The sequence below is a fragment of the Streptomyces sp. NPDC006314 genome (assembly GCF_040613075.1).
Taxonomy (GTDB): domain Bacteria; phylum Actinomycetota; class Actinomycetes; order Streptomycetales; family Streptomycetaceae; genus Streptomyces.
Genome location: NZ_JBEXRL010000029.1, coordinates 22,228 through 48,419 on the forward strand (window position 1 = coordinate 22,228; position 26,192 = coordinate 48,419).

The window sequence follows — 26,192 nt, forward strand, 5'->3', positions numbered from 1 at the left end:
GCCCTGCTGATCGGCCTGGTCGTGACACCGCCGGCACTCCTGGCGGCAGTCGGTCAAAGCCGCCTGAGTGCCAAGGCCAGGGCGGCCGGGGAGCGTGGGCGTGAGCGCCGGCGGCATCGGGGAGCCCGGTGACGTTCCCACGCCGAACGCGGGCCCTCCACGGATCGCCTCCGCTCCGCCCGCCCGGCTCAGGTGGCGCGCGTTCCGCCGCCCCGGCGGATCCGGCCCAGCAGGTCCCGGTGATAGGCCGCGAGTTGGCCGGCCGGCACCGGGGCGGGGCTCCCGGCGAGGGTGTACCAGGTGTCGCTGCCGGCATGCTGGATGGCGACGCGCACACTGTGGCCGTCGGACAGGAGGATGGTCGCGACGGTGAGATCGCCGGTGATGACGCCGACTTCGTCGGTCATCGCCCCGCCGGGACCGGCCGTGACCCGGTCGACATAACTTTTGATGCTGGGAGGGTTGTTCATGGGGCGCAGGTTTCCATCAACCTGACCGGCATGCCCCGCACCGCGCAGGTGTCGCCCGCGCGTGTCCCCATGTTGGGCGTGCGGCCAGGGCGCCGGACGCCCTCAGCCGAACAGCGGGAACCGGTCCGCCGCCGCGCCCAGGGCAGCGCGTTCGGCGTCGGTGAGAACGGTCCGCCCGGTGCCCACGCGCGCGTAGTGGTCGTCACGCCATTCCGGCGGAGCGGGCCGGCCGAACAGGCCGTCCAGGGCGGCGCGCACCGCGGCCGGGCCCTCGGGCGAGGGTGCCGGGGCAAGAGGGAGCCGGTGGGTCAGGTCGAGATGGTGGACGGTCGCCTCCACCGCGAGCGTGGCGATCAGGTCGCCGGCCGTCAGCACGTGCCCCTGGGTGGCCACGCGCCGGGTGGGGTCGGCCGCGTGCGCCGCGTGCACGGGCCGCCGCGAGCGTCTCCAGCTACAGCTCCTGCAACTGACCTAGGTCCAGGAACGTGCTCGCGTCACCCGGGCCCAGCGCCGGCCGTTCGCCGCCCCGGCGGAGCCCGGCCGCCAGTCCCGCCAGTACGTCACCGCGTCCCGGTCCGCGGGCTCGTCCGAGGGCGTGTGCAGCGCCACCAGCCCGCGCTGGGCGTCCTGGAGACAGTGGAAGACCCTGCTGCGGCGCCTGTCCCGCCCCGCCCGTCTGGTGAACGCCCGCGGCCGGGTCGCCGCCTCCGCCGAACCCGCCCACCTGGCCGGCTCCCTCACCAGGGGCCCGGACTTCGGCGCACTCCTCACCGAAGGCCGGCCCGGCACGTACGACGGCATGCGGCTGGTGCCGTGCCGGGGGATTCCGCTGGTGCTCGTGCTGGCCTGAGCACGCGCGTCGGGCTCGGGGGCATGGCTGGTACGGGCTGAGTTCGTGGACGTGCATGTGCCGGCGCCCCCGCACCGCCGCAGCGCGGCCGGCCTTACCTGACCTGGAGCGGCCGCGCCTTCGACGGCACCGGCGTCCCACCGCAGTGGACCGAACCGGTCGTCACCAAGGGGGGCGGTGAAGAAACCGTGCCTCGGCGTCCGGCCGGGCGCGGTGGACGGCCTGGCGCCGCGCGCCTGAGCCGCTCAGTCGACCGGCCAGGTGTGCACCGGGGCGTTGAGGTGCATGTAGTCGATGTACAGCTGGGTCATCCGCCGCAGCGCCTCGTGGCGGCCGGCCTGCGTGAAAGCGTCGAGGTGGTGGAACATCTCCTTCTGCCACACGGCTCCGTTGCGTGCCGTCACGCACCGCTGCTCGATGATCCCGAGCAGCGGCTCCCGCCACGCCGCGTCCATGCCGGAGCGCTCGAGGCCGCGGTGCGCGAGCGGCAGCAACCGCCGCAGGACCAGCTCCGGCACCGGCACCTCGCCCATCCCGGGCCAGTACAGCAGCGCCTCGATGCCGTACCGGGCGGCGGTGTGCAGGTTGTCCTCGGCGGCCGCGAAGGACATCCGTGACCACACCGGCCGGTTCTCCTCCACCAGTGCCCGGGTGAGCCCGTAGTAGAAGGCGCCGTTGGCGAGGGTGTCGGCGACGGTCGGCCCGGCGGGCAGCACCCGGTTCTCCACCCGGATGTGCGGTACGTCGTGGGCGACGGCGTAGACCGGGCGGTTCCAGCGGTAGATGGTGCCGTTGTGCAGGGTGAGTTCGCCCAGCTCGGGGATGTCGCCGCGGTCCAGCGTCTCCGCCGGGTCCTGCTCGTCGCACAGGGGGAGCAGGGCCGGGAAGTAGCGCAGGTTCTCCTCGAACAGATCGAAGACGCTGTTGATCCACCGCTCCCCGAACCACACGCGGGGCCGCACCCCCTGCACCTTGATCTCCTCCGGGCGGGTGTCGGTGGCCTGCTCGAACAGCGGGATACGGGTCTCGTGCCACAGCTCCTTGCCGAACAGGAACGGCGCGTTCGCCGCCAGTGCCACCTGGACCCCGGAGATCGCCTGCGCCGCGTTCCAGTACGCGGCGAACTCCTCCGGTGCCACCTGAAGATGGAACTGGGTGCTGGTGCACGCGGCCTCCGGGGTGATCGTGTCCGCGTAGGTCCGCAGCCGGTCCACGCCGTCCACCTCGATGCGCAGGTCCTCACCCCGGGCCGCGAAGACCTGGTCGTTGAGCAACCGGTAGCGGGGGTTCTCCGACAGCGCCCCCTCGCCGATGTCCTGCTGCCGCAGGGTGGGCAGGATCCCGATCATGATCAGCCGGGTGCCGACCGACCGGGCCCGCTCATCGGCGTGATTGAGCGCGGCCCGGATCTCCGACTCCCACGCGTCGGGGCCGCCCGCCGTCAGCCGTCGGGGCGGAACGTTGATCTCCAGGTTGAACCGGCCCAGCTCGGTGGACCAGGCGGGATCGGAGATCGCCTCCAGCACGTCGCTGTTGCGCATCGCCGGCTGGGCGGCGTCGTCGACCAGATTCAGTTCGATCTCCAGGCCGACCTGCGGCCGCTCGGACTCGAACCGTGTCTCGCGCAGCATCTGGGCGAGCGCGTCGAGGCACTGCTGCATCTTGATCCGGTACCGGCGGCGGTCCTCGCGGGTGAAGACGAGCGCCGGAACGTCCCGTCCCATCGGCCCTCCAGGGTTTCCCTAGTCGGGCACACCTCTCCCCCCAGCGTCGCACCACCGAACGACCCGCACCAAGCGGATCCCGCCGGACCACGGGTGATCTTCCGGTGCGAGGGTGCGAGGGTGCGAGGGTGCGAGAGGCCGGAACCGCACCTCCTTGGCCTGTGCATGGCCATCGCGCCGAGCGCCGGCGCGGTAATTCGGTCAGGTGCGCTTGCGGGCCACGCCACCGTAGAAGCCGATCTCCGCGTGTGACAGCACCGGGTAGCTGCCGGACGGCAGCGCGTCGCCCAGAGTGGCGACGACCTCTGCGGGCTGCTCCGCGTCCGCGAGGAAACGAAGGATGGCCACGAGGAGCAGGGCGACCGGCCGGCCGAAGTCGATGACCCTGCGGACACCGGGGTGGTCCAGGACGGAACGGGGTCACGCAGGCCGCCGAGGACGATGCCGGTGGTACCGGAACGGCCGAGCAGCGCGTTGCCGTGCGCGGCGACGCCCGGATCGTTGCCGACGTAGGCGACGCGTACGTGCGGCGCCGCCTCCTGGGCGACCTCGTGCGCGCGGCATCGGGGTCACCGGGCTGCACGCCGGCTGTATCGACACGGACACGGCCTCGGGTGTCGACGCGGCCAAGTCCACGCCCCGTGACGTGGCCGCCCTGGCGCTCGACGGAATCGAGCCGGGGCGTACGAGGTGCTGGCGGACGACGTCTCCCGGCGTGCGGCGGCACTCTCGGGAGACCTGGCGGTGATGTATCCGCAGCTGGTGAACGTGATCTGGGGCCCGGGCGGCCTGCTCGCCGACTGCAGGGCACGGGGTGGGTGGCACGGGTGCGCGGCCGGAATGCGAGGGGCGCGGGAGCGGCGGCCCGTGGAATCCCCCCCAGTCGTCGCGGCCACAGCCCTGGACAGAGCCAGACGGACTGTTTAGCCTTTTGGTCCAGAAGTGGAAAACCAGTCCAAGTAGCGAGGTGGACGACACGGTGGCCGACGCACGGCGAGACCGGCAAGGTGGCGTCGCTTCCGCGGACGCGGACGAGCACCTCGTTCGAGAAGCAGAGAAGATCGCCGGCGCACTCGGCCGTATGTTTCCGGGGCTGTGCGAGGTCGTGCTGCACGACCTGCGGCACCCGGAGCACGCGATCCGCGTGATCGAGAACAACCTGTCGGGTCGTCAGATCGGTGATCCCGCCACCGAGTTGGGGCTCGCCCGGATCGCCGATCCCGAGTACCCCGGCGTCATCCAGAACTACCCCAACCGATTCCCCGACGGCCGTCCGGCGAAGAGCACGTCCATCGGTATCAAGAACGCGGCCGGGGAGTACGTCGCGGCGCTCTGTCTGAACCTCGACGTCTCGGTGCTGTCCGCCGTGACGCTCACGCTGTCGAACCTCGTGGCCACGGAGACCGGGCACCGCGACCAGCCCATCGAGACGCTACGGGACCGCGGCGCCCGCGAGCTGCGTCAGGCGGTGGAGGAGCTGTCCGCCCGGCGCGCCGCCACCCCCCGCTCGCTGAGCCGCGAGGACAAGAAGGCGCTCGTGCGGCAGCTCCACCGGGACGGCTACTTCGACTCGCGGGACGCGGCACAGACCATCGCGGACCTGCTCGGCGTCTCCCGGGCGACGGTCTACAACTACGCGAAGTGAAGCAGCGAAAGATCCAAGAGCATTTCGAGACGCCGAAAGAGGACACCGCGATGGCCGCCACCCTGCCCGTAACGTTCGCCGACGTCCGTGAGGCCGCCGCGCGCCTCGAAGGCGTCGCGCACCGCACCCCCGTCCTCACCTCCCGCACTCTGAACGCCCGCCTCGGCGCCCAGGTGTTCATCAAGTGCGAGAACTTCCAACGCGTCGGCGCCTTCAAGATCCGCGGCGCCTACAACGCCGCCGCCCAGCTCTCCCCGGACCAACTGGCCAAGGGCATCGCCGCCTACTCCTCAGGCAACCACGCCCAGGCCACCGCCCTGGCCGCCCGGGAGCTGGGCACCAGCGCCGTCATCCTGATGCCCGAGGACGCCCCCCGCTCCAAGAGGGAGGCCACGGCCGGGTACGGCGCCGAGATCGTCACCTACGACCGCTACACCCAGGACCGCACCGCGCTCGGTGAGGCGCTGGCCGCGGACCGCGGCCTGGCCCTCATCCCGCCCTACGACCACCCCCACGTCATCGCCGGCCAGGGCACGGCCGCCCTCGAACTCCTCGAGGAAACCGGCCCGCTCGACGCTCTCGTCGTACCCGTGGGCGGTGGTGGTCTCATCGCGGGCAGCGCCATCACGGCCAAGGCGCTGCAGCCCGGCATGCGGGTCATCGGAGTGGAGCCCGAGGCGGGTGATGACACCAAACGCTCCCTGGAAAGCGGTGCGCGAGTCACCGTGCCGGTTCCGCACACCGTCGCCGACGGGCAGGCCCTGCCCACCCCGGGCGAGATCACCTTCGCCATCAACCGGCACCTCGTGGACACCGTCACCCTCGTCAGCGACGCGGAGATCGTCAGTGCCATGCGCTTCGCCTTCGAACGACTGAAGATCGTCCTCGAACCGAGTGGCGCCACGAGCCTCGCCGCGCTCCTGGCGGGCCACCTCGACCTGCCGCCCCGCATCGGCATCATCGCCTCCGGCGGCAACATCGACACCCGGAGGTTCACCCAACTCGTGCACGGCTGACCGGTCGTGGCGTCGGAGAACGCGCTCCGCCCGGGTGGCGAGCGCCGCGGTCCGAGGGCGCACGACCCTGCCCGAGGGGTGAGCAGAGCCGCCCCATAAGGTCGGGGCATGATCAGTGAATTCAGCGACGCGTTCCTGCTGGAGGCCGAACGGCATGCCGCCTGGGGCGCGGCGCAGCTCGAGGTGCTGACCGGCTTCCTGCCCGAGGGGCCGTGGAGCGCCGATCTGTCCTCCTGCGCTTACCGGCAGGGGGAGTTGGAGCTGCGGGTGGCCGTGCTGGGTACGTACGACATGGCCGAGCGCTCCTGGATGTGGGGATGGGCGAACCCGGGCCTGCGGGGCACCCAGGTCGTGGCTCGGACCGGGGCTGTCGAGCGGTACGGGCGGGAACGCGGGATCGCGGAACTGAGCCAGGAAGTACTGCACTTGTCCGGTTTCCCCGACCCACGGCGCGCGGCGGAGATGCTCGCCTTCACCGGCATGGGAGTGGCCGGAGCGCCCGGGTACATCGGCGTTCCCGCCGGAGGTGACACCCAGGTCTACTTCCTCCCCGAGGACCCCCGGGTCCCGCGCGCGGGCCTGGACCCGGTCACCCTGCCTCGGACCCTGCTCACCGGAGCGGGACTGATCGGCCACTCAGCAAGGCACGTCGTAGGCGGCTACTTCGACCACCACGGACTGCCCCAGCGTGCCGAGGGCGGCCGGATCGTCGCCGACCTGCCCGACGGCAGCGCGGCCGAGGTCGACTTCGACGCGGCCGGACGGATCGCGAAGGTCGGGGTGAACGTGCTGCCCTGACGCTCGCGGGCACGGCGCAACGGGCAGCCGCGGCAAGGGCCCCGTCTCCGGTGCAGCACCGGAGACGGGGCCCGGCTCGCGCCGTGCGAACGGTGTCCGTGCGAGGTGCGTGATGGGCCGCAGATGACGGCCGGTCAGCGGGTGAAGGTGACCCGGTGTTCCTTCAGCGCGCCGCAGTTGGAGCCGGACACCTGTACGTACACGTTGTTGATGTGGCCGCCCCAGTCGATGCAGTGCGCCTTGCCGTAGACGTGGGCCGGCCCCGCGTATGAAGTGTACTGCCCGTAGCCCTCGTCACCCTGCTCGGTGTCGGGCACGTAGATCCATGCGGACATGGCCACGCGGCGGCGGCCAGGGCGGAACGAGCGAATCCCATATTTCCCCCTTGTGTCTCTTGGAGGTACTTGCTCCTGTCTGGTGTGACCGCGGAGTGTCCAAATGGTTGCGCTCGTGCTGTCCGCACCAACTCGCCCGGCTCAGGCGCGCGTTGGGCGGCGTTGGGCCGTTGCGTACACGCAGCCGTTCTCCGACCGCTCATGACCGGCTTCGCGGCACGGGCCGTTGTCAGTGGCCCCCCTTACGGTTCGAGCAGTGAGGACCTGCCGGAACGGCCGCGGGTCCGTCCTGGGGAGGGGTCTGTCATGTCCACGGCGTCCACGGTGTCGACCACGTATCTGGAGCTGTCGCAGGAAGGCGGTGGCGCCCACAAGTTCTATGAGGTCATCGTCGACGGCAAGGTGGTGACGGTGCGGTACGGGCGGATCGGTGCCCCCGGACAGACACAGACGACGACGTTCCCGACCGTGGAGAAGGCGCAGGCCGCCGCCGCGAGGAAGGTGGGGGAGAAGGTCCGCAAGGGATACGCCCCGGCGGTCCGGGGGCAGCGTGCCCCGCGCGCGGTGACCCGGCGTCAGGTCGGCTCCGCTCCCTCCACCGCCCGCGCCGTGGCGCCTGTGCTGTGGCGGTTTCGTACCGGCTCCGCGGCGTTCGGCATCCATGTCGAAGACGAGCGCTGCTGGGTGGGCAACCAGGCCGGTGACGTCTACACCCTGGACCACGAGGGCGCCGTCCTCGCCCGGTTCAGCCTGCCGGACGGCGTGAAATGCCTGGTCGCCGACGACTTCTGGATCTACGCGGGCTGCGACGACGGCAAGGTCTACGACCTCTCCTCCAAACTGCCGTTCGCCGCGTACGAGATCGCCGCCGACGTCGACATCTTCTGGCTGGACATCCACGAGGGCATCCTGAACGTCTCGGACCGCGCAGGCCGGCTCACCGTCATCGACCACGAGGACGAACACCAGTGGGCCCGCCGCAGCCGGGGCGAGCACGCCTGGATGGTCCGTGCCGACGACCGGGCCGTCTACCACGGTCACCACGTGGGCGTCACCGCCTACGCCCCGGACGGCGGCGGCGAGTTGTGGCACACGCCCACCCGGGGCGGCGTCCTCTTCGGCTGGCAGGAGGACGACGCCGTGTACGCGGGCACCGCGCAGCGCGTGGTCCAGCGGCTGGCGAAGGCGACCGGAGCGATCGAGGCGACATACGCCTGCGACAGCGCGGTGTACTCGTGCGCCACCTCGCCCGGCGGGCGGTTCGTGTTCGCCGGGGACGCGGCCTCGTCCGTGTACTGCTTCGACCAGGACGGTACGCGGCTGTGGAAGCTCGGCACGGGCGGCGGCTCGGCGCTGTCGATGCAGTACCGCGACGAGCGCCTGTACCTGGTGACCACGGACGGCTCGCTGGTGTGCGTGGACGCGACCGAGGCGGCTGTGTCAGCGGCCCAGCAGGGCACGGTGCCGGTCGTGCGGGACGTCAAACTGGCCGCCGCCCTGCCGACCTACGAGCCCGCCATGGCCGTGGGTGCCGTGGCCACCGTGGCCCAGGCTCCCGCCGGAGCGGTCGTGGTCGAATGCGTCCGGGAGGCCGGCCGGCTGCGGGTGCATGTGGTGTCCGAGGGCTACGAGTCCTCCTGGAGGGTCCAGTTCCCGCGCGCGATACGGGAGCCCGGCGCGCGCTATGTGGTAGACGCCCTGCACCCGGCGGCCGGCGGCTTCTACCGGGTCCGCGGCGACATCCGGCGCCTGCTGTGACGGCCCCGCACTCCGCCTGTGCGAACAAGCGGTGCGGCACCGCACGCTCACCGGCGTCGCCCGCCCCGGTCGGGGGGCCACCCGGTACAGACGGGCGCCCGCCCTCCGGTCACCTTCTCCTTAAGGCGCCCGTCCGTGAAGAGGACCCCCGCTCCGTCCTCCACGGCCCAACCGGCCGGCAGTCACCGCCGGCCACGTTCTGCCGTGAGGAGGGGCGGCGGCCCGGCTCGCCGTCGTAGTGCGGGCACAGCGAGGCCGTCGGCAGGCCGAGCCCGTCCCCCAGGAACGTCAGCGGACCGAAGGAGCCGGTAGGGGAGGCCTCGTCCCAGCAGTCGGCACCGGCGCTGACCCGGCCGCACCCTGCCGAACCGGGGCCCGTCCGCAACCGAGCAGCCGACGAGCCGGCGCCCGCCGCCCCGTCAGGGATGTGCGGCCGCCGCCTGCTCCAGCACCTCCCGCGCGGTGGCGAGCACCTGGGTGCGGTCCTCCGGGACCAGCCCGATGCGGGTGCGCCGGTCCAGGAGGTCCGACTCGTCCAGGGCGCCCTCGTGCAGCACGGCCCACAGGAGTTCGGCCCGGGTGACCGGCTGGCCCGGCAGCACGGGTTCCGCCAGGGCGGGGTCCTGCGCCGCGAGCGCGTGGACCGCCATGGCCTCCGTGCCGTAGCGGCGGGTCAGCCGGCGCGGTGCGGGCAGGGCGCGCAACCGCTCGGGTGCGGCGGCGCCGACCAGCGGCAGTGCGGCGGTGGGGGAGGGGGCCGCGCGCAGGCCCCGGGCCTCGGCCGCGGCGTCCACGGCGTCCTGCGCCATCCGCCGGTATGTGGTGAGCTTGCCGCCGACCACCGTGGTGACACCGTCGGGCGAGGTCAGTACCGCATGCCGGCGGGAGATGTCGGAGGTACGGGCCGGCGCCCCCTCGGTGCCCTCGTGTCCGGACGTGTCCAGCAGCGGGCGCAGCCCTGCGAAGGCGCCGACGACCTCGTCCCGGGCCACGGGCGCGTCCAGGACCGAGCCGAGCACGTCCAGCAGGAAACCGATGTCGGTCTCCGGCACCTCCGGCACGTCGGGTATCCCGCCCTCGACCGGCTCGTCGGTGAGGCCGACGTAGACCCGTCCGTCACCCTGCGGCAGGACCAGCACGAAACGGTTGGTCTCGCCGGGGATCGGGATGTGCAGACCGGCGGGCAGGGCGCCGAGCCGTTCCGAACGCAGGACCAGATGGGTGCCGCGGGAGGGCCGTATCCGGATGCCGTCGACCAGGCCGCCCGCCCACACGCCGGTGGCGTTGATCACGGCACGGGCCCTGATCTCGCCCTCCTCGCCAGTGAGTTCGTCCCGCATCCGGGCGCCCGCCCCGGTCAGCTCCAGCACCCTGACCCTGGTCAGCACCCGGGCGCCGTGTGCGGCGGCCGTCCGGGCCAGGGCGGTCACCAGACGGGCGTCGTCGGTCACCTTGCCGTCCCAGGACAGCAGTCCGCCCCGCAGCCCGGCCGCGCGCACCGCGGGTGCCAGGTGCCGTGCCTCCGTCGCCGAAAGGCGGCGCGGGGCGGGCAGGACCTGCCGCGGGGTCCGGGCCGCCAGCCGGAGCATGTCCCCGGCCCGGAACCCGGCCCATGCCAACGAGGCCTGCGCCCGGGACACCAGCGGCGTCAGCGGCAGCACGAAGGGCTGCGCGGCCACGAGATGCGGGGCCGTACGGGTCATCAGCACCCCGCGCTCGACGGCGCTCTCGTGCGCCACGTCGAACTGTGCGGAGGCCAGATACCGCAGCCCGCCGTGGATGAGCTTCGAGCTCCACCGGGACGTGCCGAAGGCCAGGTCGTGGGCGTCCACCGCGACGACGTCCAGTCCGCGGGCGACCGCGTCCAGGGCGGCCCCGGCCCCCGTGGCGCCGAGCCCGACGACCAGGACGTCGGCGACCCTGCCGTCCGCGGCCTCGGCCAGTTCCCGGGTACGTCGGGGCGCGCTGAGGGACGAGCCGGGTGCGGCCTCGGTGTGACTCATGGCGTCAGGGTCCTCTCCAGAAGGGTGCGCAACTCACCGAGGAAGGCGACGGAGTCCAGCTCCGGGTCGTCCTCGTCGGTCATCGTGCGCAGGGACAGGGTGAAGGACTGCACGGTCAACAGCAGGGCCCGGGCCTGTCGTTCGACGTGACCGGGGCGCACCGAGCCGTCCGCGTGGCCCTCGCGCAGGGCATCGGCCAGCAGGGCCAGCAGCGCCTCCTGGCTCGCTCCGCGCCGGTCGAGCACATAGGGGAGCAGCAGTTCCGGATCGACGTCGACGATCTTGCGGAAGAGTGGGTGCGCGCGGAACGCCTCGACGCCGGCCACCAGTCCGTCCACGATCCGGGCGCGCGTGCGGGTGCCGGGGGCGGGCTCGGGGATCGCCCGGGTGGCCACGTCGATCCACTCGCGGGTCATCAGATCGCCCACCAGTGTCCGCAGGTCCGGCCAGCGCCGGTACAGCGTCATCCGGGAGACGCCGGCGCGGCGGGCGACGTCGGCGAGGGTGGTGCGGCGTACCCCGACGGCCAGCACACAGTCGCGTACCGCGTCGAGGACGTGATCGCTGTCCGAGCTGTTGTGACGAATAGGCGTCATGTGTCACAGTGTAACGCCCCGGGAGTCGGGCGGAAGCCGCAGACCGCCGGCGCCACCCCGGGGTACGGCCGCGGAGCCGCCGCGCGAACCGAGCACACCGACCTGTGAGGACGACCGTTCAATGGACATGCTGTGGAACGGCTGGGGCGACCCGGCCAAGGCGGCACCGCTGCCCGACACGGTGACGGCACTGCTGCGCGACCTGCTCGGCGTCAGGCCGCGCACCACACCCGTGCTCGCCCTCGAGGACATCCGCCTGCCCGCCCCCACGGCCGGCCCCGCCGCACTGAAGGCACTCGCCGAGGCCGTCGGCGGCGAGGAGCACGTCCGCACGGACGGGGAGAGCCGCGTCCGGCACACCCGCGGCAAGTCCACCCCCGACCTGCTGCGCATCCGCGCCAGCGATTTCTCGGACGTCCCCCAGGCCGTGGTCCTGCCCGCATCCCACGACGACGTCCTGGCCGTACTGCGCGCCTGCGCCGCGCACCGCCTGGCCGTCGTGCCCTTCGGCGGCGGCACGTCGGTCGTGGGCGGACTCGCCCCCCAGCGCAGCGCGTTCGTCGCCCTGGACCTGCGCCGCATGAACGGCCTGCTGGACCTGGACCCCGTCTCGCGCACCGCCGTCCTCCAGCCCGGCCTGCGCGCCCCCGAGGCCGAGGCCCTGCTCGCCGGACACGGCTTCACCCTCGGCCACTTCCCGCAGTCCTTCGAGTGGGCCACCATCGGAGGGTTCGCCGCGGCCCGTTCCAGCGGGCAGGCCTCGGCCGGGTACGGCCGCTTCGACGAGATGGTGCTCGGCCTGACGCTCGCCACCCCCGAGGGCACCCTCGAGACCGGCCGCGCCCCCCGCTCCGCCGCCGGACCCGACCTGCGCCAGCTGATCCTCGGCTCCGAGGGCGCCTTCGGCGTCATCACCTCCGTGACCGTACGGATCCGCCCGGTGCCGCAGGTACGCCTCTACGAGGGCTGGCGGTTCGCCTCGTTCGAGGAGGGGGCCGCCGCACTGCGCAGGCTCGCCCAGGACGGGCCCCGGCCGACCGTACTGCGCCTGTCCGACGAGACCGAGACACTCATCGGCCTCACCCGACCCGACGCGATCGGCGCCGACTTGGCGCAGAACGACGCCGGATGCCTGGCGATCGCCGGCTACGAGGGCACCGCCGAGGACACGGCGCGGCGCCGCGAGCAGGCGGCGGCCGTCCTGACGGCCTGCGGCGGCACTCTGGCCGGCGCCGAACCGGGCGAACGCTGGGCCCACGGCCGCTACGCCGCGCCCTACCTGCGCGACGCCCTCCTCGACGCGGGTGCCTTCGCCGAGACCCTGGAGACGGCGGCCTTCTGGTCCCGCATCCCCGACCTGTACACGGCCGTCCGCACCGCACTCACCGACACCCTCACCCAGGCCGGCACCCCGCCCCTGGTGATGTGCCACATCTCCCACGTCTACGAGAACGGCGCCTCGCTGTACTTCACCGTCGTCAGCGCCCAGGGCGAGGACCCGGTGGCCCACTGGGCCCCCGCCAAGCAGGCGGCCAACGAGGCCGTGCTGGCAGCCGGCGGCACCATCTCCCACCATCACGGGGTCGGCACCGACCACCGCGACTGGTACGTCCGCGAAGCCGGCCCGCTCGGCATCTCCGCCCTGCGCGCCGTGAAGCACCGCCTGGACCCCGAGGGCATGCTCAATCCCGGCGTCCTGCTGCCCACAGACTGACCCATCAGATCCGCCCGGACCGGCCCCACCGATCCGCCTGCCTCGGAGGCACACCGATGCGACAGTTCACCGCCGTCGTCAACCCCACCGCGGGCGGCTCCACCGGGGCGGCGACCCTGCTCCACCTGGGCCGTCTGCTCCGCGAGGCCGGGGCCGAGCTGGAGACGGAGTACAGCCACAGCCTCGCCCACGCCCAGGACATCGCCCTGAGGGCCGGTGAGCGCGGCCGGATCGTCCTGGCCGTCGGCGGCGACGGCATCGTCGGCGGCATCGGCGGTGCGCTGAGCGGCACCGGAACGGTCCTGGGGCTCGTACCCGCCGGACGCGGCAACGACTTCGCCCGCGCGCTGGACCTGCCCGCCGATCCCTCCGCACTCGTCCGCATCCTGCTGCACGCCGAGCCCCGGGCGGTCGACACCATCGAGGTGGAGTCGGCCGTCCACCGGCGCACCGTGGTCCTGGGCAGCGTCTACGCCGGGGTGGACGCGTTGGCCAACCGGCACGCCAACAACGCCCGGTTGCTGCGTGGTGCCGCCTCCTACTACGCGGGCGGTCTGCGCGCCGTCACCACCTGGCGGCCGGCCGACTACCGCGTCACCGTCGACGGCGAGGAGCACGGCCACCGCGGCTACACCGTCGTAGCCGCCAACTCCCCCTATTACGGCTCCGGACGGCTCATCGCCCCCGGCGCACGGGTCGACGACGGGCTGCTCGACGTCGTGATGATCCGCGAGGCGCCGCGCCGGCTCTTCTTCGCCCTCATGAACGAACTCGGGACCGGCGCCCACATCCACCGCCCCGAAGTGCGGGTCCTGCGCGGCAAGGAGATCCGCATCGAGGCCACCAGGCCGGTTCCCTACGGTGCCGACGGCGAGGTGGAGGCAACCTTGCCGGTGACGGTGCGGGTACGCCCCGGAGACCTGCCGGTGCTGTACTGACCCGCTTGTCGATGCCCACCCGACCGGGATCGGAGGTGCGTCACCGCTCGCCCCTGGGCAGGGGACGGGAACCTGTCGGGTGACCAGGGGAGGGGCGGGCGGTCATGACGCTGGAAGGTCCCCGTCGGACGGAGCACGCCTCGCGCCGGAGCATCTGCGCTGGGCCGCGATCGCGGAAACCGCCGGCGCCGGCCTGCTGCCGGCGGCCGTGCGTGGTACCCCCAGGGCCACACGCCGGTGTGACCGCACCCGCCTGCCGGCCGGATCACCGGTCCGCCGCCGGCCCGGCAGTCCCCGAGAGGAACCGCTGCCGGCCGGCGATCACCCGGTCGATGCAGCCTGTGGCAGCCAGTCGGCCCGACCCGTCCACGGCCCGCTCCGGCACCGATCGGCTCCAGCCGGAGCCCGTCAGCTGAGGGCGCTCACCCGCGTGGATCCCCCGGCACGCGCTCCGGTGCGCGCCCACGTCCTTGGCGCTGGAGATGTCGTCGGGGCTCGGGCCATGACGGATCCCGTCTCCCGGGCGGTGATCACGAGACCGACGGGTACCGCCGCCGCGGCCGACGGCACCGCCCGCATGCCGTCGCAGGATCGTGCGCGAGCGTACGAGAGAACAGCTCCGGTGAACCGTCCGGCGCAGGCAGCGCGCAGCCGGAGACGTGAGCCCGGGGCGAACGGGGGGCTGTCCGACGGCGTCCGCTGCCGGGCGCCGGCTCATTCCTCGCCGGCGGACGCCCCGACGGAACAGTCGCACGAAAGTAAACAAGATCCGACATTCTGTATCATGTCAACCGGGTGTGATCGCGGCGGCCGGGTCGTTCGGTCGCCTCTCCCTGTTCCTCATGGGCTCCGGTGGAGGGGCGAAACAACCGGGGATACGGTGTTTGTCTGCGTGTTCTCCGAAGCCGGATGATTCTCCACCCCTTCCCCTCAGGAGTTTCCATGTCCTCGAAGCGACGTCGCAAGAAGAAGTCCCGGCGCAACCACGCCGCGAATCACGGTCGCCGCCCCCAGTGCTGAGCGGCCGGGCGGCCGTACGGCAGTTGCGCCGGGCAGAGCGGAAGAACGAGGGCCGGGCGCGCCTCCCGCGACGAGCAGGAGCGGCGGCGCGAGCCTGAGGAGCAGGAGCGGCTGAGGCCCCCACACGGGGGCCGATCCAGAGCGACCAGCCCTCCCTGAAGCAGATCCGGCCCGCCTTCACCCCGGCCGCCCGAACGACCGCGGACGTCATCACGCGGCCTCCCCGGGCGGCGGCCCCGGACCCGGGGCCGTCGGTGGGCGCCGACGGTGCCTCGGCGTCACGGGCGCCGTGACCGTGCGGCGCCATGGTTGTCACGGGTACGACGTCGTCGGCGGCCCCAACGGCCTCGTCGCAGCAGCCCTCCTCGCCACAGCAGGGCGGTCACCCGCCCCGCCGACTTCGCCAGTGACAACCCCGACTTCGCGGGCGGCGACATCGTGACCGGAGCCAAGACCGTACCCCGGCTGTCGGCGCCCGTCCCACCGGTCTGCCCCGGTCTGCCCGGGGTGTTCCTCTGCTCGGCGGCCACCCCGCCCGGCCCCGGCGCCCACGGCATGTGCGGTGCCGGAGCGGCGGCAGCCGCCCTGCGCCACCTGGGAGTCGACGTCGCCCGAACGATAGCCTCAGGGCAGCCTGACGGCCGCCTCAGCCGCTGCGCCGCCTCGGCGTCGGGTCCGAGCAGACGGCCCACCACCCGGGCCACGACGACCAGCGGTGACCCGCCGACGATGCCGGCGGTTGCCTCGGCGAGGACGGCTCCCAGGCCGGCCGCCGTTCAAGGAGCCGGTCCACGGTCCATGACCGGCCCGGAACCCGACCCCGTCCCGGTTCCGGCCCCGGTCCACCGCGTACACCGAGAGCGCGAACGTACTCCCGTTGCGTCCCGCTGCTCCGGTATACCGCGGGAGTTGTACGTCACGCGGTCCTACCGCGGCCGGTGGAGTCAGGCATCAACTCCTGGGTTGGCGACGCGCACACGCCTGAACCGTAGCTTGTGTGGCGTGCCATGAGGCACCCGACCGCCAGGGGGAAGAAAACGATGCGAACGAACATCGTCACCAGGACGCTCCTCGCCACCACGACCGTCGCGGCCCTCGCCGCAGGCAGCCTCGCCGCCGCGGGTACCAGCTTCGCCGCACCCGCGGCCGCCCACCCGGCGGTGACCACCGAGGCCGTCACGCCGCAGGCGGTGAACAACCTCGGCCTGAGTGCCGCCCAGGCGAAGAAGGTCCAGCGCTGGCTGAGGAGCTACTGGCACTACACCGGCTCCATCGACGGCAAGCTCGGCACCGACAGCTGGAAGGCGTTCCAGCGCTGTCTGAAGAAGTACTGGGGCTACACCGGCCCCGTCGACGGCGTCGTCGGCAAGGGCACGATCAAGTCCCTGCAGCGCCTGCTGAAGAGCGGCTACGGCTACACGGGCGGGATCGACGGCATCGCCGGCTCGGGCACGAAGGCCGCCTTCAAGCGCTTCGCCAACGCCCACTGATCACCGCCGCGGCGCTGTGACCACAACGCCCTCCACCCCCGATCCGGACGGGGGCGGAGGGCGTACCCGTCCGGCGTCGCTCATGTCCCGGGTGGTGCCCCGCGAATCAGGGATAGAGCTTCTTCCGCTCGGCGAGCATGGCGACGAACTTCTCGATGCGGGCCGCCCGGGTCTCCGGCTTCTTGGCATCCTCGATCCGGTGGAGGACGGCGTACCGGTTGCGGCTGTCCAGGGTGGCGAAGAAGTCGCCGGCCGCCGGCGCCGCGTCCAGGGCCGCCTGGAGGTCGTGGGGTACCGTCGCCTCGCTCTGGGCCGAGTACGCCGCTTCCCAGCGGCCGTTCGCCCGGGCCTTCTCCACCTCGCGCAGACCGGCGGGCCGCATCCGGCCCTGCTCGATCAGAGCGACGGCCTTCTCCCGGTTCACCTTCGACCACTTGCTGCCCTGCCGCCGCGGGGTGAAGCGCTGCAGCCAGTGCTGCTCGTCCAGCTTCTTCTTCTGCCCGTCGATCCAGCCGTAACAGAGTGCCGACTCCAGCGCCGTCGCGTAGTCGACGCCGTCGAGTCCGGAGCCGATCCTGGGAATCTTGAACCAGACGCCCGGGACGTCCTCGTGGTGCTCCTCCAGCCAGTTCTCCCACGCGTCCTGCGTGGCGAAGAAGAGCACCGGATCCGGTGCTCTCTGTGATCCCTCGGACATGGCCTTCATGAAAGCCCACCGCCGTGACCCGGTCAACAATGTGGCCGAGGGGTGCACACCCGGCTGCGGGCCGACGAGGGGGTCGCCCCGGAGCGTCTTCGAGGACACGACGTATGGAGGGGGTTGAGGCGGTGCGGCCGGGTTACTCGGCGGGGTATGGCGAAGCTCCACCTTCCAGGGCGTAAAGCGCAGCAACGCGACGACGAGGCGGCGCAGCAACGCGACGACGAGGCGGCACCGCACGTGCCGGCGCCGGACGAGGCCGGGCCCGACCAGGAGGTCGAGCGGGCGGCACCGGACACCCCCACGAAGCTGCCCAGGCGGGCATGGGGCGCGGTCCTCAAGGGCTCGCTGCGCGAGTTCAAGGACGACGAGCTGACCGACCGGGCCGCCGCGCTGACCTACTACGGGATCCTGTCCCTGTTCCCGGCGCTGCTGGTGCTGGTCTCCATACTGGCGATGGCGGGCAAGTCGACCACCGACAAGGTACTGGCCAATCTCCAGCACCTGGCACCCGGCTCCGCGCGGGACATCGTCACCCGGGCCGTGCGGCAGCTGCAGGACGGCGCGGGCATCGGCTCCGTCATGGCCCTGGTCGGCATCGTGCTGGCCGTGTGGTCGGCGTCCGGGTACGTGGCCGCCTTCATCCGCTCCGCCAACGCCGTCTACGACATGCCGGAGGGCCGCCCGGTGTGGAAGATCCTCCCCGTGCGCGTCGGCGTCACGGTGGTGCTGATGGTGCTCGCCGTGGCCAGCTCGCTCATCGTGGTCTTCACCGGCGGTCTGGCCCGCCGTGCCGGTCAGGCCCTGGGGATCGGCGACACGGCCCTGACCGTGTGGTCGATCGCCAAGTGGCCGGTCCTGGTCCTGCTGGTCACAGTGATGATCGCGATACTGTACTGGGCCACCCCGAACGCCAAGGTCAAGGGCTTCAAATGGATCACCCCGGGCAGCGTCCTCGCCCTGCTGATCTGGATGATCGCCTCTGCCGGCTTCGCGTTCTACGTCGCGAACTTCGCCTCCTACAACAAGACCTACGGCACCATGGCCGGCGTCATCGTCTTCCTGGTCTGGCTGTGGATCAGCAACCTGGCGATCCTGCTGGGCCTGGAGTTCGACGCGGAGACCGTGCGCCAGCGCGCCATCGCAGGCGGGCATCCGCCTCAGGCCGAGCCCTACACCCAGCCCCGCGATACCAGGAAGTGGGACGCAGAGGACGTCCGCCGGCTGGACGGGACGTGACTCCCCTTCGCATGCGACGTGCGCCGGCGCGGCGGCCGGGCCGGCGCCGTCGGGACACGCGGGGCGTGCCGGGCCCAGGGTCCGGCACGCCCCGCGCCCGGTCACGCGGCGTGCCCACCGTCCACCGAGAACTCCGCGCCCGTCACATACCTCGCCTCCGGTCCCGCCAGATAGGTCACCGTGGAGGCCACCTCCTCGGCGGTGCCGAAGCGGCCCAGGACGGTCATGGCCGCCTGGCCGGCCGCGTGGGGACCGTCCGCGGGGTTCATGTCGGTGTCGATCGGGCCCGGGTGCACGACGTTCGCCGTGATCCCGCGCCCGCCCAGCTCCCGGGCCAGGGCCTTCGTCAGCCCGGTGACGGCCGACTTGCTCATCGTGTACACGGTGGCACCGGGGCCCGGTACGCGCCGGGTGACACAACTGCCGATGGTGATGATCCGCCCGCCGGGCCCCATGAGCCCGGCGGCGGCCTGGGCGGCCAGGAACACCCCGCGGACATTCACGGCGAGGACGTGGTCGACGTCGGCGAGGGACATGTTCTCCAGCGGCCCCATCAGCCCGGTCGCCGCGTTGTTCACCAGGATGTCCAGCCCACCGAACGCCTCGGCCGCACGCCCCACCACGCCCGCTGCCTCCTCGGCGTCCGCGGAGTCCGCGCGGAGGGCGACGGCCCGCCGTCCCAGCGCCTCCACGGTCCGTACGACCTCTTCCGCCGCGTCCTTGCCGCGCACATAGCTCACGGCCACGTCCGCGCCCTCCCGCGCCAGCCGCAGTGCCGTCGCCGCACCGATACCCCGGCTGCCGCCGGTGACCAGGGCCTTCTTTCCGTTCAGGATCGCTTGTGTGTTCATGTGGTCATTCCACCGGGCGGCCGTGAGGAACGCTGGCGGCGAACGGACGCCGACCTGGTCCGGCGGGGGAACGGAATCCCGGTCGGTGTCAGCCCCACCGGGGCCCGCGGGGCAGGACCAGCCCGCTCCCGTACGCGAGGTAGCCGTCCGGCCCCCTTCCCGGGCACCCCGTACTTCCTGGTGACCGTGGTGGTAAGACAGCGGAACGACCTGGTGTCCGTGGGCGCGAGCGGTCCGGGTGAAGCCGGCCCCATAGGAGGAGGTGCCTTCCACCCTGATCGCGGTCACGCGTCCGTGTGCGGTCAGGAAGGCCAGGGCCGCCGTGTGTCCAGCGGAGGTGGTGGCGGACTCGGCGTCTGCGAGATGGCCGCCGTTGTCGCTGATGACAGCGACGTGGATCGTGTCGGCGTGTGAGTCGACCCCGCCGAACACGTCCTGGTCCCGCGGTGTCCTGCGCAGCTCCGATGTCATGCTGATACTGCCTTACCGACCGGAGGTGGGCGCCGGCCGGGTGGCGCGGTCAGGACATCGAAGGGGCTTCTGACCAAGCTCCTGTCAGGTCATTCCGCCCGGCCGGAGCCATGAGAACAGGTTCCGGCGGCCGGAAGAACAACGCGAAGACAGCCCAGCAGGACGTCAGTCAGTGCGCGAGTCACGGCCACCGGACCTTGAGTATCACCATCACTGTCAGTGCCGGACCGTAGGCTCCCGGACATGACCAGTTCCTGGGAGCGATGGGGGTAATGGTGCGCAGGCCGGTCGAGGGGGAGGTCCATGTCCACTACGGTCAGATCTACGTCGAGAGCGATCCGGACAGCTACGGCCCCGACCTGGCGGAGGCGTTCGCCGGGCAGAACTCCGGGCTGTGCGGGGCGGCGGTTCCCGGCGGACTGTGGCTGACGACCGGCCTGCACACGGGAAATGTCGGTTTCACCGTCGAAGTGCACGACCAGGCTCCGCCGCTGGACGAGAGCTGGGAGGACGTCGTGGAGGTGTCCTTCCGTCCCGTCTCGGGCCGCAGTCGGCTCATGCAATGGGCAGGCGAGGCCTCCTGGGCCCTGGGTCTGGGGGAGACCGACTACCGGGTCCGCTACTGCGCCAAGGGCATGGACGAGGCCGGCGAGGAGGACACCCGACTCGACGGCGAGCCCCAACTGGACTGCTACCTGCTGCAGTTCTGGCCCGCCCCGCCCGCGCCGGACCAGGTCCTGAAGCAGACCGCGCAGGTCGCCGCGTACTGGCACGACTACGCCCGCCGGCAACCGCCCCCTCCCACACCGGCCGAACGCGCGGAGGCCGAGCTCCAGGCCCGCCTCGCGCGGGAAGCAGCGGAAAGAGAGCGCGAGCAGGCCTATGAACGATGGGCCTGGGGCGGGCAGTCGCCGAGCCGGGCGCTGAAGGACGTCGGCGGCAACGTTCGCGGTCTGCTCGACTTCGACGCGGCCCTCGTCCACGCCATCGACGCCGCGGGCCCTGCCGTTCAGCGCGCGGTGGCTCTGCTGGCCGCGCGACGGGCCTGCGAAGCGGCGGGTCTCGCCGAGCTGGACTGGGTGGCAGCAGGGCTCACCGCCCTGGTCGGGGAACGGCCGCTGCCGCCGCCCTTCGACGACTGGGACCGGATGTGGCAGGCGCTCGGCTCCGATCCGCGTGTCCCCGACAGGACGGTCGGCCGGGCCGTCCCGCCCGAGCGGCCGCCCTTCCAGCCGCCTGCCGATGACGCGGAGCCGACCGCCCAGATCCTGGGCCCCGCCTCCCTCATGGTGAACCAGTCGAAACCGGTCCCGACGTATGCGAGAGGTACCGGGCGCGGCATGGCGGTCACCATCGGCGCACCGGACCGGCCCCTGCGCATGTCCCAGCCTCACATGGCTCTCCCCGCGCTGGTCGCCGCCGCGGAGGCCGACCCGCTGCGGGCGGCCCTCGACGCGGTGTTCGCAGCCGTCGTCACCTACGGCGAGCGCCATCGGACCGTGCTGCAGGAGGTCTGGTCCGTGTGCGAGGGACGGAGTGAGACACCTCGGTGAGCGAGGGGCGTCCGTGAGCGAGGCCCACACGGCCCACACGCCCACCGTGACACTCCGTCCACCGGACGAGCCGTCGAGCCGCCAGTCCCCGGGTGTCACGGCGGCGCGGAAGGAGCGGCTGACCTGGCCGGCGCCGCCGAAACCCCGGCGCCGCGCGAAGGCTGAGACGCCACGCCCTCCCGCACCGGCGGAAGGGCGAGGGCCGTGCAAATCCGTCAACCGGTCGCGCGGACGGCGTCCCGGATCGGGCCGGCGACCTCCCTGGGCTGGGACACGGCAACCGCGTGCGACGCGCCGTCCAGCTCGGTCGGCGGCGAGGCCGCGCAGCGGATTGGGCGGTGCGACCGGGCGCCTGCCGGTGCTCGCCGAGCAGGCCGTGCCCAGGAGTGGGACCAGGCCGGCGGGCACGCGAACCGTCACGGCCACTAGCCGCCCCTGGACCGGAGCGGGCGGCACGCGGTACCCCGGTGGTGGGCCACGCCGGAGCCCGCACAGTGGTCTGTGGCGCCGGCGAGGGCGCACGGCGTGCGCGTGTGAGCCCTGGACGCGCCCCTGCCTGTGCGAGAAGACTGCGACTGCCGGTGAGGCGGTGGCCGACGCACCGTCCCCGTCCATCGCCCAACTCTTCAGAAAGGCAGGTCGGCCGCTGTGCTGTTGCGTCTGCCCACATCCGTGTCAGAAGCGCAGGAGTGCCTGGCCGCGGGCGCTGTGCCGATCGGCGGGGCGACCCTCGTGTGGGCCACCTGGCAACGCGACGGCTTCCCCGAACTGTCGGTGTCCTTCCGTGAGTTGCCGGAGGCCAACGTCATCGGTCGGGAGGCCGTGGGGGCCGCCGTGGTCCTGAACCGGATCGACGACCGGGTGCCCGACGTACTGCGCCTGGCGGCCGCCACGGTGGGCACCGGCGCCGTGCGGCGGACGGCGACGGTCGGCGGGAACCTCGTCGGCAGCACACTGCGCTGTCTGCTGCCCGCGGCGCTGGTGCTGGACGCCCGGGCGGCGGTACTGGACTCCGACGGCGTGCACGAGACGGACCTGGCCGAAGTGGTGGCCAAGCGCCCCACGCTGCTCGGCCTCCGGTGGCGTGCGCCGATCGCCTCCGCGTACCGCAAGCTGCCGGCCGAAGCAGGCGGGGAGCCGCCGCTCGTCGTCGCCTCGGCGCTGCACGCCGACGACGGAGCAGGCGACCGCCTTCTGGTCGCCGTCCGCGACGGCTACGACGTGCTCAGCGGTGGCACCCCCTGTGACACCGACGCCGGGCAGGTCCTGCACGCGTTGCGGGGGACGGCACTCGGTGACCTGCCGGCCGCCGCGTGGGAGGTCGTCGGCCCGCAGGTCACCGGTCTTCTGGAGGGTCGCGGCAACCGGGACAGCCCCCGGCTGCCCGACTAGGACGTCTGGGCTTTTTCGTACAGGGACTTGACCACGTCGCCGAAGTACGGGCCGAACATCCGGTTCGGCAGGAACGAGTAGCCGAAGCTGTTCACGGAGACCTGCAGGCCGGTGCCGGTGGCCTCGCCGAATCCGGTGAACCAGGGGCCGCCGCTGGAGCCGCCCGTCATGTTGCAGGCCAGGCTGTGGTCCTGCGAGAACAGGAAGTCCTTCGAGCTGTTGCCGCTGCAGTAGATCAGCTTCGTGCCGTCGTACGGCGACGCGGCCGGGAAGCCGAAGGAGTACATCTGCTTGTTGTAGCCGCCGTTGAACTGGATGCCCTGCGCGCCGACGACCGAGGTGAGCGTCCGGCCGTTCAGGGGGGCGACGACCGCGGCGCCGACGTCGTAGTTGATGTCCTCGCTCGCTTCCCACTGCGGGGTCGTGAGCGTCCTGGCCGCGCTCCACTGGCCGTACGGCGCGTTGCCGTTGGCGTAGGCGGGTACGAAGACCCAGTTGGTGTGCCAGTTGCCCTGGTACTTCACGCAGTGCCCGGCGGTGATGACGGTGCTGGCGTTCTGGCTCGTCACGGCGTTGCCGGTACAGGACGCGGTCCGTCCTTGGAAGGTGAAGAACACCCGCCCCGAGGTCGTGACGACGGCACCGCCCCCGGTCCACGCGCCACCGGCCTGCGGGAAGGAGGCGGGGGCAGCGGTGGGCTCGACGGTCGTCGACCGGCCGGTGGGCTCGGGGGTCTTCAGGCGCTTGGCGGCCCGCGGGGTCAGCAGCAGATCGAGGGGAGTGGCGCTGCGCATCCGCTCAGGGGTCCAGAAGGTGCGGGCTCCGTGTTGTTCGGCGGTGGAGGCGGTATGGGCCGCCACCGACGGCCCGGAAGTCGTTTCGGCGGGCGCCGCGTCGGCGGCGCCGGCCCCGGCAAGGCCGCCTGTGAACAGGGCTCCTACGGCCAACAGAATGCCCGCGGCAGTGCGATGGCGTCTCACGCAGGTCTCCTTCTGCCGTGCCAGGACCGGTCGGGTCCGGGCAGGGTGGGGGAACGAAGAGCGGTGCGGATAGACGTGCGTGAGGCAGCGTGCCACGGAAATCTTGCTTTGTCAGGATCGCGTCAGGTCTTTCCCGGCCGGGGAACCCGGCGCGTCAAGCCTTTCCCGCCGCCGGGTAGACGGCGGTCAGGCCGGAACCGGCGGCAACGCCCGGTGGGTTCCAACGGCATCCGTGTCGATCCCCGTCTCAAACCGGTCCTCAAGGACCACCGCCGTCGAGGTGGCCGAGGCCCTCTCCACTGGTACTCCGGCCAGTGGATCTTCTGGGGCCACTGGCCCGAGGTCTTCGGCACCGCTGCCCGCTCCGCCGAAGCTCTCGGCGACCCGCTGCTGGAAGCGACCCAGCTGGACTACTACGCCTGGGCCGCGCTGCTGTGCCAGGGCAGGCCCCGCGACAGCTTCCAGTACTCCGCCCGGGCCCTCGCCGCCGCACGACTCGCCGGTGACCCCGTCCAGGAGGCGTGGGCGCATCAGTACGCCGGCTGGGCCCACTGCTTCCTGGGCGAGGGCACGTTGTCGTCCGACCACGACAAGCGGGCCATTGCGCTGTTCCACGTCGCAGGGGACCCGCACGGCACGCTCCAGGCCCTCCTCCAACGCGCCTACGACCTGCAGAAGGCCGGGCTGAACGAAGAGGCGCTCGGCGCCTGCCAGGAGACCCTGGACCAACTGGAGGAGGCCGGTGACCGCGTAGAACCGCACATCGCCGAATTCACCCGGGGTAGCGCGTAGCGCGCTCGTGGGCCTCGGCCGCACCTACGCGCGCCTCGGCCGCTGGGAGGAAGCGGTCGATCACCTCCGCACCTCCATCGACCTGTGCCACATCCGGGGCAACACCGCCTTGGAGAGCCGCTACCTCGTCGTGCTCGGCGAAACCCTCCTCGCGGCCGGACGCCCGGTGGAGGCACGTGAGACCTTCACGCGAGGCGTCGCGCTCAGCCCCGGTGCCGACCCGGAATGTGGTCCACATCCGGGTGGCGGGCATGGCAGAGCATCCTGCCGGACGGCCGCCACGCCGCCGTCGACGCGGAAAACCCTGGTGGTCCACGGCGTCGCACCCCCGTACATCGTGAAGTTCCCGGAGCCGTGCGCCAACCGCGTCGTGCACCTGCGCCGGGCACACGCTGGCCTGCCCGACGAACACCTCCGCGGGCTCACGGCGACACCCATCGCGGCCACGGAGGAGCTCGGCGCGATCCTCACCCCGTTCTTCGCGACGCTGGTCGGCTGGCACTCCCACCCGCCGGCCGTCAGCGGGCCGCTCGCGGTGAGTGTGGTGGACCTGCTCGGCACGCTGGTGGCGGAGCGGAGTGGAACCGGTATCGCCGGCAGCGCGCGCGAACACATAGGTGCCGCGTATCCGTGACACATCGACCGTCACCTCGAAGGCCCGGACATGACCCAGGAGTCCGTCGCCGCGGCACACCACCTCCGTACCCGCACCGGCTCTTCGAGGACGAGGCGATCAGCGTCGCCCGGCTCATCCAGCACCGCCGGCACCAGGAGTGTGCGCGGGAACTGGCCCGCGGTCTCGGCGGTCGGCCGGCGACGGGGCCGCTCGCCCCGTGAACCGAGCAGTGACGCCTCACCGTCGAGTCGATGCCGTCCGCGTCGCCGACTGCCCCGGCCTCGCGAGAACGGCCGGGCGGTCACCTCGGAAACGGCTCCGAACGCCACGATCTCGGCTCGGGTCCGGACATGCCGCCCGGCACGTCTCGGCCTAACCGGCGGCGGCTTGCTCTGCCTGGTCCTCGCTCGCGGCCGCCGACTCCGGGGAGTTGGGGACCGTGTAGAAGACGGAGGAGCCCTGCTTGGTGCGCTGCGCACCGTTCCTGGCCACAAGGTTCTCCAGAGTGGTGCGCACGACCTTGGTCTGGATCTCCCGATCGGGGTGGTCCTGGCCCAGCGCCTCGGCGACTTCCGCCGCGGAGCGGGGTTCCCTCTGTTCCGCCAGGTGACCGCGGACGAGTTCGACGAGCGTGGGCTGGGCCGTGTTGGCAGGTGCCTTCTTGGCCGCGGGCTTGGCCGCGGGCTTGGCCACGGTCTTCTTGGCGGACCGCTTCTTGGTCTGGGACTGTTCCCCCGTCGCCGCCTTGGCCGTACGGCGCTTGGCGGGCTCGGCGGCGGACTTCTTCCGCGGGGAGGGCACAACCGGGCTCTCGGGCTCGGCGGTTGGCGTGCCGACCGATGCCGCGATGCCGAGCGCCTGCTGCATGTTCACCAGGACGGTGTGATCGCGCTGCAGCGTGGCCAACTGCTCCTGCAGGGCCGTGATCTCGGCCGTGATGCGTTCCTGTTGCTTGACGTTCTGTTCCAGGTCGCCGGCCACCTGGTTGACGTAGTGCGACGTCAGTTCGGTGACGGACGCGGTGTGCTCAGGCATCTGTCCTCCATTCGTAACCGTGGTGCGCTCCCGGCGGCCGGTCGCGGCGTGCAGGGAGCAGGAGTGGGGTACTGCGGGGTGCCCGATACCTGGATCATACGGGCCGGTAGACCTGTTTCCACCTGGTTCAGCTCACATGAGTCCCGCCTTGGCCCAGTTCACGGAGCTGTCACCCCATGTCCGGCTCTGGAACAGGCCTCGTCGAG

General features: G+C 72.2%; 21 protein-coding genes and 6 pseudogenes. 15 read left to right on the forward strand and 12 right to left on the reverse strand.

Annotated features, from left to right (window positions below):
- Positions 1-188: 188 nt before the first annotated feature.
- Positions 189-470, reverse strand: coding sequence for a hypothetical protein (locus ABZ079_RS33825; RefSeq protein WP_356943282.1), 282 nt, complete (start codon positions 468-470; stop codon positions 189-191).
- 102 nt (positions 471-572) lie between these two features.
- Complete coding sequence (locus ABZ079_RS33830) at positions 573-899, reverse strand: hypothetical protein (protein WP_356943283.1); 327 nt, start codon at positions 897-899, stop codon at positions 573-575.
- A gap of 217 nt (positions 900-1,116) precedes the next feature.
- Between ABZ079_RS33830 and ABZ079_RS33835 the strand changes: the two are divergent.
- Positions 1,117-1,320, forward strand: a pseudogene (locus tag ABZ079_RS33835) (hypothetical protein); the annotation flags it as partial.
- Positions 1,321-1,565: 245 nt separating this feature from the next.
- On the opposite strand, the gene ABZ079_RS33840 reads toward ABZ079_RS33835, so the two are convergent.
- On the reverse strand, positions 1,566-3,044 hold the full coding sequence (locus tag ABZ079_RS33840; protein ID WP_356943284.1) for a glutamate--cysteine ligase: 1,479 nt from the start codon (positions 3,042-3,044) through the stop codon (positions 1,566-1,568).
- 243 nt (positions 3,045-3,287) lie between these two features.
- Positions 3,288-3,598: pseudogene (locus ABZ079_RS33845) on the reverse strand (SAM-dependent methyltransferase); the annotation flags it as partial.
- Here ABZ079_RS33845 and ABZ079_RS33850 point away from each other — a divergent pair.
- The 4 genes and pseudogenes from ABZ079_RS33850 to ABZ079_RS33865 form a co-directional block, all read left to right on the forward strand.
- Positions 3,595-3,806: pseudogene (locus ABZ079_RS33850) on the forward strand (short-chain dehydrogenase); the annotation flags it as partial. The pseudogenes ABZ079_RS33845 and ABZ079_RS33850 overlap by 4 nt on opposite strands.
- Before the next feature lie 217 nt (positions 3,807-4,023).
- Entirely contained in the window at positions 4,024-4,689 is a 666-nt protein-coding gene (locus tag ABZ079_RS33855; RefSeq protein ID WP_356943320.1) for a PAS domain-containing protein, read from the forward strand.
- A 50-nt stretch (positions 4,690-4,739) separates the two neighbouring features.
- Entirely contained in the window at positions 4,740-5,705 is a 966-nt protein-coding gene (locus ABZ079_RS33860) for a threo-3-hydroxy-L-aspartate ammonia-lyase (protein ID WP_356943285.1), read from the forward strand.
- A 108-nt stretch (positions 5,706-5,813) separates the two neighbouring features.
- On the forward strand, positions 5,814-6,503 hold the full coding sequence (locus ABZ079_RS33865) for a DUF6882 domain-containing protein (protein WP_356943286.1): 690 nt from the start codon (positions 5,814-5,816) through the stop codon (positions 6,501-6,503).
- A 134-nt stretch (positions 6,504-6,637) separates the two neighbouring features.
- On the opposite strand, the pseudogene ABZ079_RS33870 reads toward ABZ079_RS33865, so the two are convergent.
- Positions 6,638-6,844 (reverse strand): annotated as a pseudogene (locus ABZ079_RS33870) (spore-associated protein); the annotation flags it as partial.
- A gap of 300 nt (positions 6,845-7,144) precedes the next feature.
- Between ABZ079_RS33870 and ABZ079_RS33875 the strand changes: the two are divergent.
- Positions 7,145-8,596 (forward strand): WGR domain-containing protein, encoded by a 1,452-nt coding sequence (locus ABZ079_RS33875; RefSeq protein ID WP_356943287.1) that lies wholly within the window; start codon positions 7,145-7,147, stop codon positions 8,594-8,596.
- A gap of 419 nt (positions 8,597-9,015) precedes the next feature.
- On the opposite strand, the gene ABZ079_RS33880 is transcribed toward ABZ079_RS33875, so the two are convergent.
- Both ABZ079_RS33880 and ABZ079_RS33885 read right to left on the reverse strand, forming a co-directional pair.
- Positions 9,016-10,599 (reverse strand): glycerol-3-phosphate dehydrogenase/oxidase, encoded by a 1,584-nt coding sequence (locus ABZ079_RS33880; RefSeq protein WP_356943288.1) that lies wholly within the window; start codon positions 10,597-10,599, stop codon positions 9,016-9,018.
- Positions 10,596-11,195: a TetR/AcrR family transcriptional regulator gene (locus ABZ079_RS33885; protein ID WP_356943289.1), complete on the reverse strand. Its 600-nt coding sequence runs from the start codon at positions 11,193-11,195 to the stop codon at positions 10,596-10,598. Before ABZ079_RS33885 ends, ABZ079_RS33880 begins: the two co-directional genes overlap by 4 nt.
- Positions 11,196-11,316: 121 nt before the next feature.
- On the opposite strand from ABZ079_RS33885, the gene ABZ079_RS33890 reads away from it, so the two are divergent.
- From ABZ079_RS33890 to ABZ079_RS33905, 4 genes and pseudogenes are all read left to right on the forward strand, one after another.
- Complete coding sequence (locus tag ABZ079_RS33890) at positions 11,317-12,909, forward strand: FAD-binding oxidoreductase (protein WP_356943290.1); 1,593 nt, start codon at positions 11,317-11,319, stop codon at positions 12,907-12,909.
- Positions 12,910-12,965: 56 nt separating this feature from the next.
- Positions 12,966-13,847 (forward strand): diacylglycerol kinase family protein, encoded by an 882-nt coding sequence (locus tag ABZ079_RS33895; RefSeq protein WP_356943291.1) that lies wholly within the window; start codon positions 12,966-12,968, stop codon positions 13,845-13,847.
- 1,413 nt (positions 13,848-15,260) lie between these two features.
- A pseudogene (locus ABZ079_RS33900) lies at positions 15,261-15,467 on the forward strand (FAD-dependent oxidoreductase); the annotation flags it as partial.
- Positions 15,468-15,907: 440 nt separating this feature from the next.
- Positions 15,908-16,357, forward strand: coding sequence for a peptidoglycan-binding protein (locus tag ABZ079_RS33905; protein ID WP_356943292.1), 450 nt, complete (start codon positions 15,908-15,910; stop codon positions 16,355-16,357).
- A gap of 106 nt (positions 16,358-16,463) precedes the next feature.
- Here ABZ079_RS33905 and ABZ079_RS33910 read toward each other — a convergent pair whose 3' ends face one another.
- Entirely contained in the window at positions 16,464-17,054 is a 591-nt protein-coding gene (locus ABZ079_RS33910) for a YdeI/OmpD-associated family protein (protein WP_356943293.1), read from the reverse strand.
- 156 nt (positions 17,055-17,210) lie between these two features.
- Here ABZ079_RS33910 and ABZ079_RS33915 point away from each other — a divergent pair, with 156 nt between their 5' ends.
- The gene (locus ABZ079_RS33915) at positions 17,211-18,296 is read left to right on the forward strand and encodes a YihY/virulence factor BrkB family protein (protein WP_356943294.1); all 1,086 of its coding nucleotides are present in this window, start codon (positions 17,211-17,213) and stop codon (positions 18,294-18,296) included.
- 101 nt (positions 18,297-18,397) lie between these two features.
- Here ABZ079_RS33915 and ABZ079_RS33920 read toward each other — a convergent pair whose 3' ends face one another.
- Positions 18,398-19,147: an SDR family oxidoreductase gene (locus ABZ079_RS33920; RefSeq protein ID WP_356943295.1), complete on the reverse strand. Its 750-nt coding sequence runs from the start codon at positions 19,145-19,147 to the stop codon at positions 18,398-18,400.
- Between the two features lie 734 nt (positions 19,148-19,881).
- On the opposite strand from ABZ079_RS33920, the gene ABZ079_RS33925 reads away from it, so the two are divergent.
- Complete coding sequence (locus ABZ079_RS33925) at positions 19,882-21,171, forward strand: hypothetical protein (protein ID WP_356943296.1); 1,290 nt, start codon at positions 19,882-19,884, stop codon at positions 21,169-21,171.
- 215 nt (positions 21,172-21,386) lie between these two features.
- On the opposite strand, the pseudogene ABZ079_RS33930 reads toward ABZ079_RS33925, so the two are convergent.
- A pseudogene (locus tag ABZ079_RS33930) lies at positions 21,387-21,476 on the reverse strand (alpha/beta hydrolase); the annotation flags it as partial.
- A 343-nt stretch (positions 21,477-21,819) separates the two neighbouring features.
- On the opposite strand from ABZ079_RS33930, the gene ABZ079_RS33935 reads away from it, so the two are divergent.
- Positions 21,820-22,563: an FAD binding domain-containing protein gene (locus ABZ079_RS33935; protein WP_356943297.1), complete on the forward strand. Its 744-nt coding sequence runs from the start codon at positions 21,820-21,822 to the stop codon at positions 22,561-22,563.
- Here ABZ079_RS33935 and ABZ079_RS33940 read toward each other — a convergent pair.
- Positions 22,560-23,543, reverse strand: coding sequence for a peptidase (locus ABZ079_RS33940; protein ID WP_356943298.1), 984 nt, complete (start codon positions 23,541-23,543; stop codon positions 22,560-22,562). The genes ABZ079_RS33935 and ABZ079_RS33940 overlap by 4 nt on opposite strands.
- A 213-nt stretch (positions 23,544-23,756) precedes the next feature.
- On the opposite strand from ABZ079_RS33940, the gene ABZ079_RS33945 reads away from it, so the two are divergent.
- The gene (locus ABZ079_RS33945; RefSeq protein WP_356943299.1) at positions 23,757-24,335 is read left to right on the forward strand and encodes a hypothetical protein; all 579 of its coding nucleotides are present in this window, start codon (positions 23,757-23,759) and stop codon (positions 24,333-24,335) included.
- 7 nt (positions 24,336-24,342) lie between these two features.
- Complete coding sequence (locus ABZ079_RS33950) at positions 24,343-24,969, forward strand: tetratricopeptide repeat protein (protein WP_356943300.1); 627 nt, start codon at positions 24,343-24,345, stop codon at positions 24,967-24,969.
- A 354-nt stretch (positions 24,970-25,323) separates the two neighbouring features.
- Here ABZ079_RS33950 and ABZ079_RS33955 read toward each other — a convergent pair whose 3' ends face one another.
- Positions 25,324-25,986 (reverse strand): hypothetical protein, encoded by a 663-nt coding sequence (locus ABZ079_RS33955; RefSeq protein ID WP_356943301.1) that lies wholly within the window; start codon positions 25,984-25,986, stop codon positions 25,324-25,326.
- Positions 25,987-26,192 lie beyond the last annotated feature (206 nt).

What these genes read in the sequence shown, in the direction of transcription:
- ABZ079_RS33825 (WP_356943282.1), bottom strand. Translation starts at nt 470, where the DNA reads ATGAACAACCCTCCCAGCATCAAAAGTTATGTCGACCGGGTCACGGCC.
- ABZ079_RS33840 (WP_356943284.1), bottom strand. Translation starts at nt 3,044, where the DNA reads ATGGGACGGGACGTTCCGGCGCTCGTCTTCACCCGCGAGGACCGCCGC.
- ABZ079_RS33860 (WP_356943285.1), top strand. Translation starts at nt 4,740, where the DNA reads ATGGCCGCCACCCTGCCCGTAACGTTCGCCGACGTCCGTGAGGCCGCC.
- ABZ079_RS33865 (WP_356943286.1), top strand. Translation starts at nt 5,814, where the DNA reads ATGATCAGTGAATTCAGCGACGCGTTCCTGCTGGAGGCCGAACGGCAT.
- ABZ079_RS33875 (WP_356943287.1), top strand. Translation starts at nt 7,145, where the DNA reads ATGTCCACGGCGTCCACGGTGTCGACCACGTATCTGGAGCTGTCGCAG.
- ABZ079_RS33880 (WP_356943288.1), bottom strand. Translation starts at nt 10,599, where the DNA reads ATGAGTCACACCGAGGCCGCACCCGGCTCGTCCCTCAGCGCGCCCCGA.
- ABZ079_RS33885 (WP_356943289.1), bottom strand. Translation starts at nt 11,195, where the DNA reads ATGACGCCTATTCGTCACAACAGCTCGGACAGCGATCACGTCCTCGAC.
- ABZ079_RS33890 (WP_356943290.1), top strand. Translation starts at nt 11,317, where the DNA reads ATGGACATGCTGTGGAACGGCTGGGGCGACCCGGCCAAGGCGGCACCG.
- ABZ079_RS33895 (WP_356943291.1), top strand. Translation starts at nt 12,966, where the DNA reads ATGCGACAGTTCACCGCCGTCGTCAACCCCACCGCGGGCGGCTCCACC.
- ABZ079_RS33905 (WP_356943292.1), top strand. Translation starts at nt 15,908, where the DNA reads ATGCGAACGAACATCGTCACCAGGACGCTCCTCGCCACCACGACCGTC.
- ABZ079_RS33910 (WP_356943293.1), bottom strand. Translation starts at nt 17,054, where the DNA reads ATGTCCGAGGGATCACAGAGAGCACCGGATCCGGTGCTCTTCTTCGCC.
- ABZ079_RS33915 (WP_356943294.1), top strand. Translation starts at nt 17,211, where the DNA reads ATGGCGAAGCTCCACCTTCCAGGGCGTAAAGCGCAGCAACGCGACGAC.
- ABZ079_RS33920 (WP_356943295.1), bottom strand. Translation starts at nt 19,147, where the DNA reads ATGAACACACAAGCGATCCTGAACGGAAAGAAGGCCCTGGTCACCGGC.
- ABZ079_RS33925 (WP_356943296.1), top strand. Translation starts at nt 19,882, where the DNA reads ATGGGGGTAATGGTGCGCAGGCCGGTCGAGGGGGAGGTCCATGTCCAC.
- ABZ079_RS33955 (WP_356943301.1), bottom strand. Translation starts at nt 25,986, where the DNA reads ATGCCTGAGCACACCGCGTCCGTCACCGAACTGACGTCGCACTACGTC.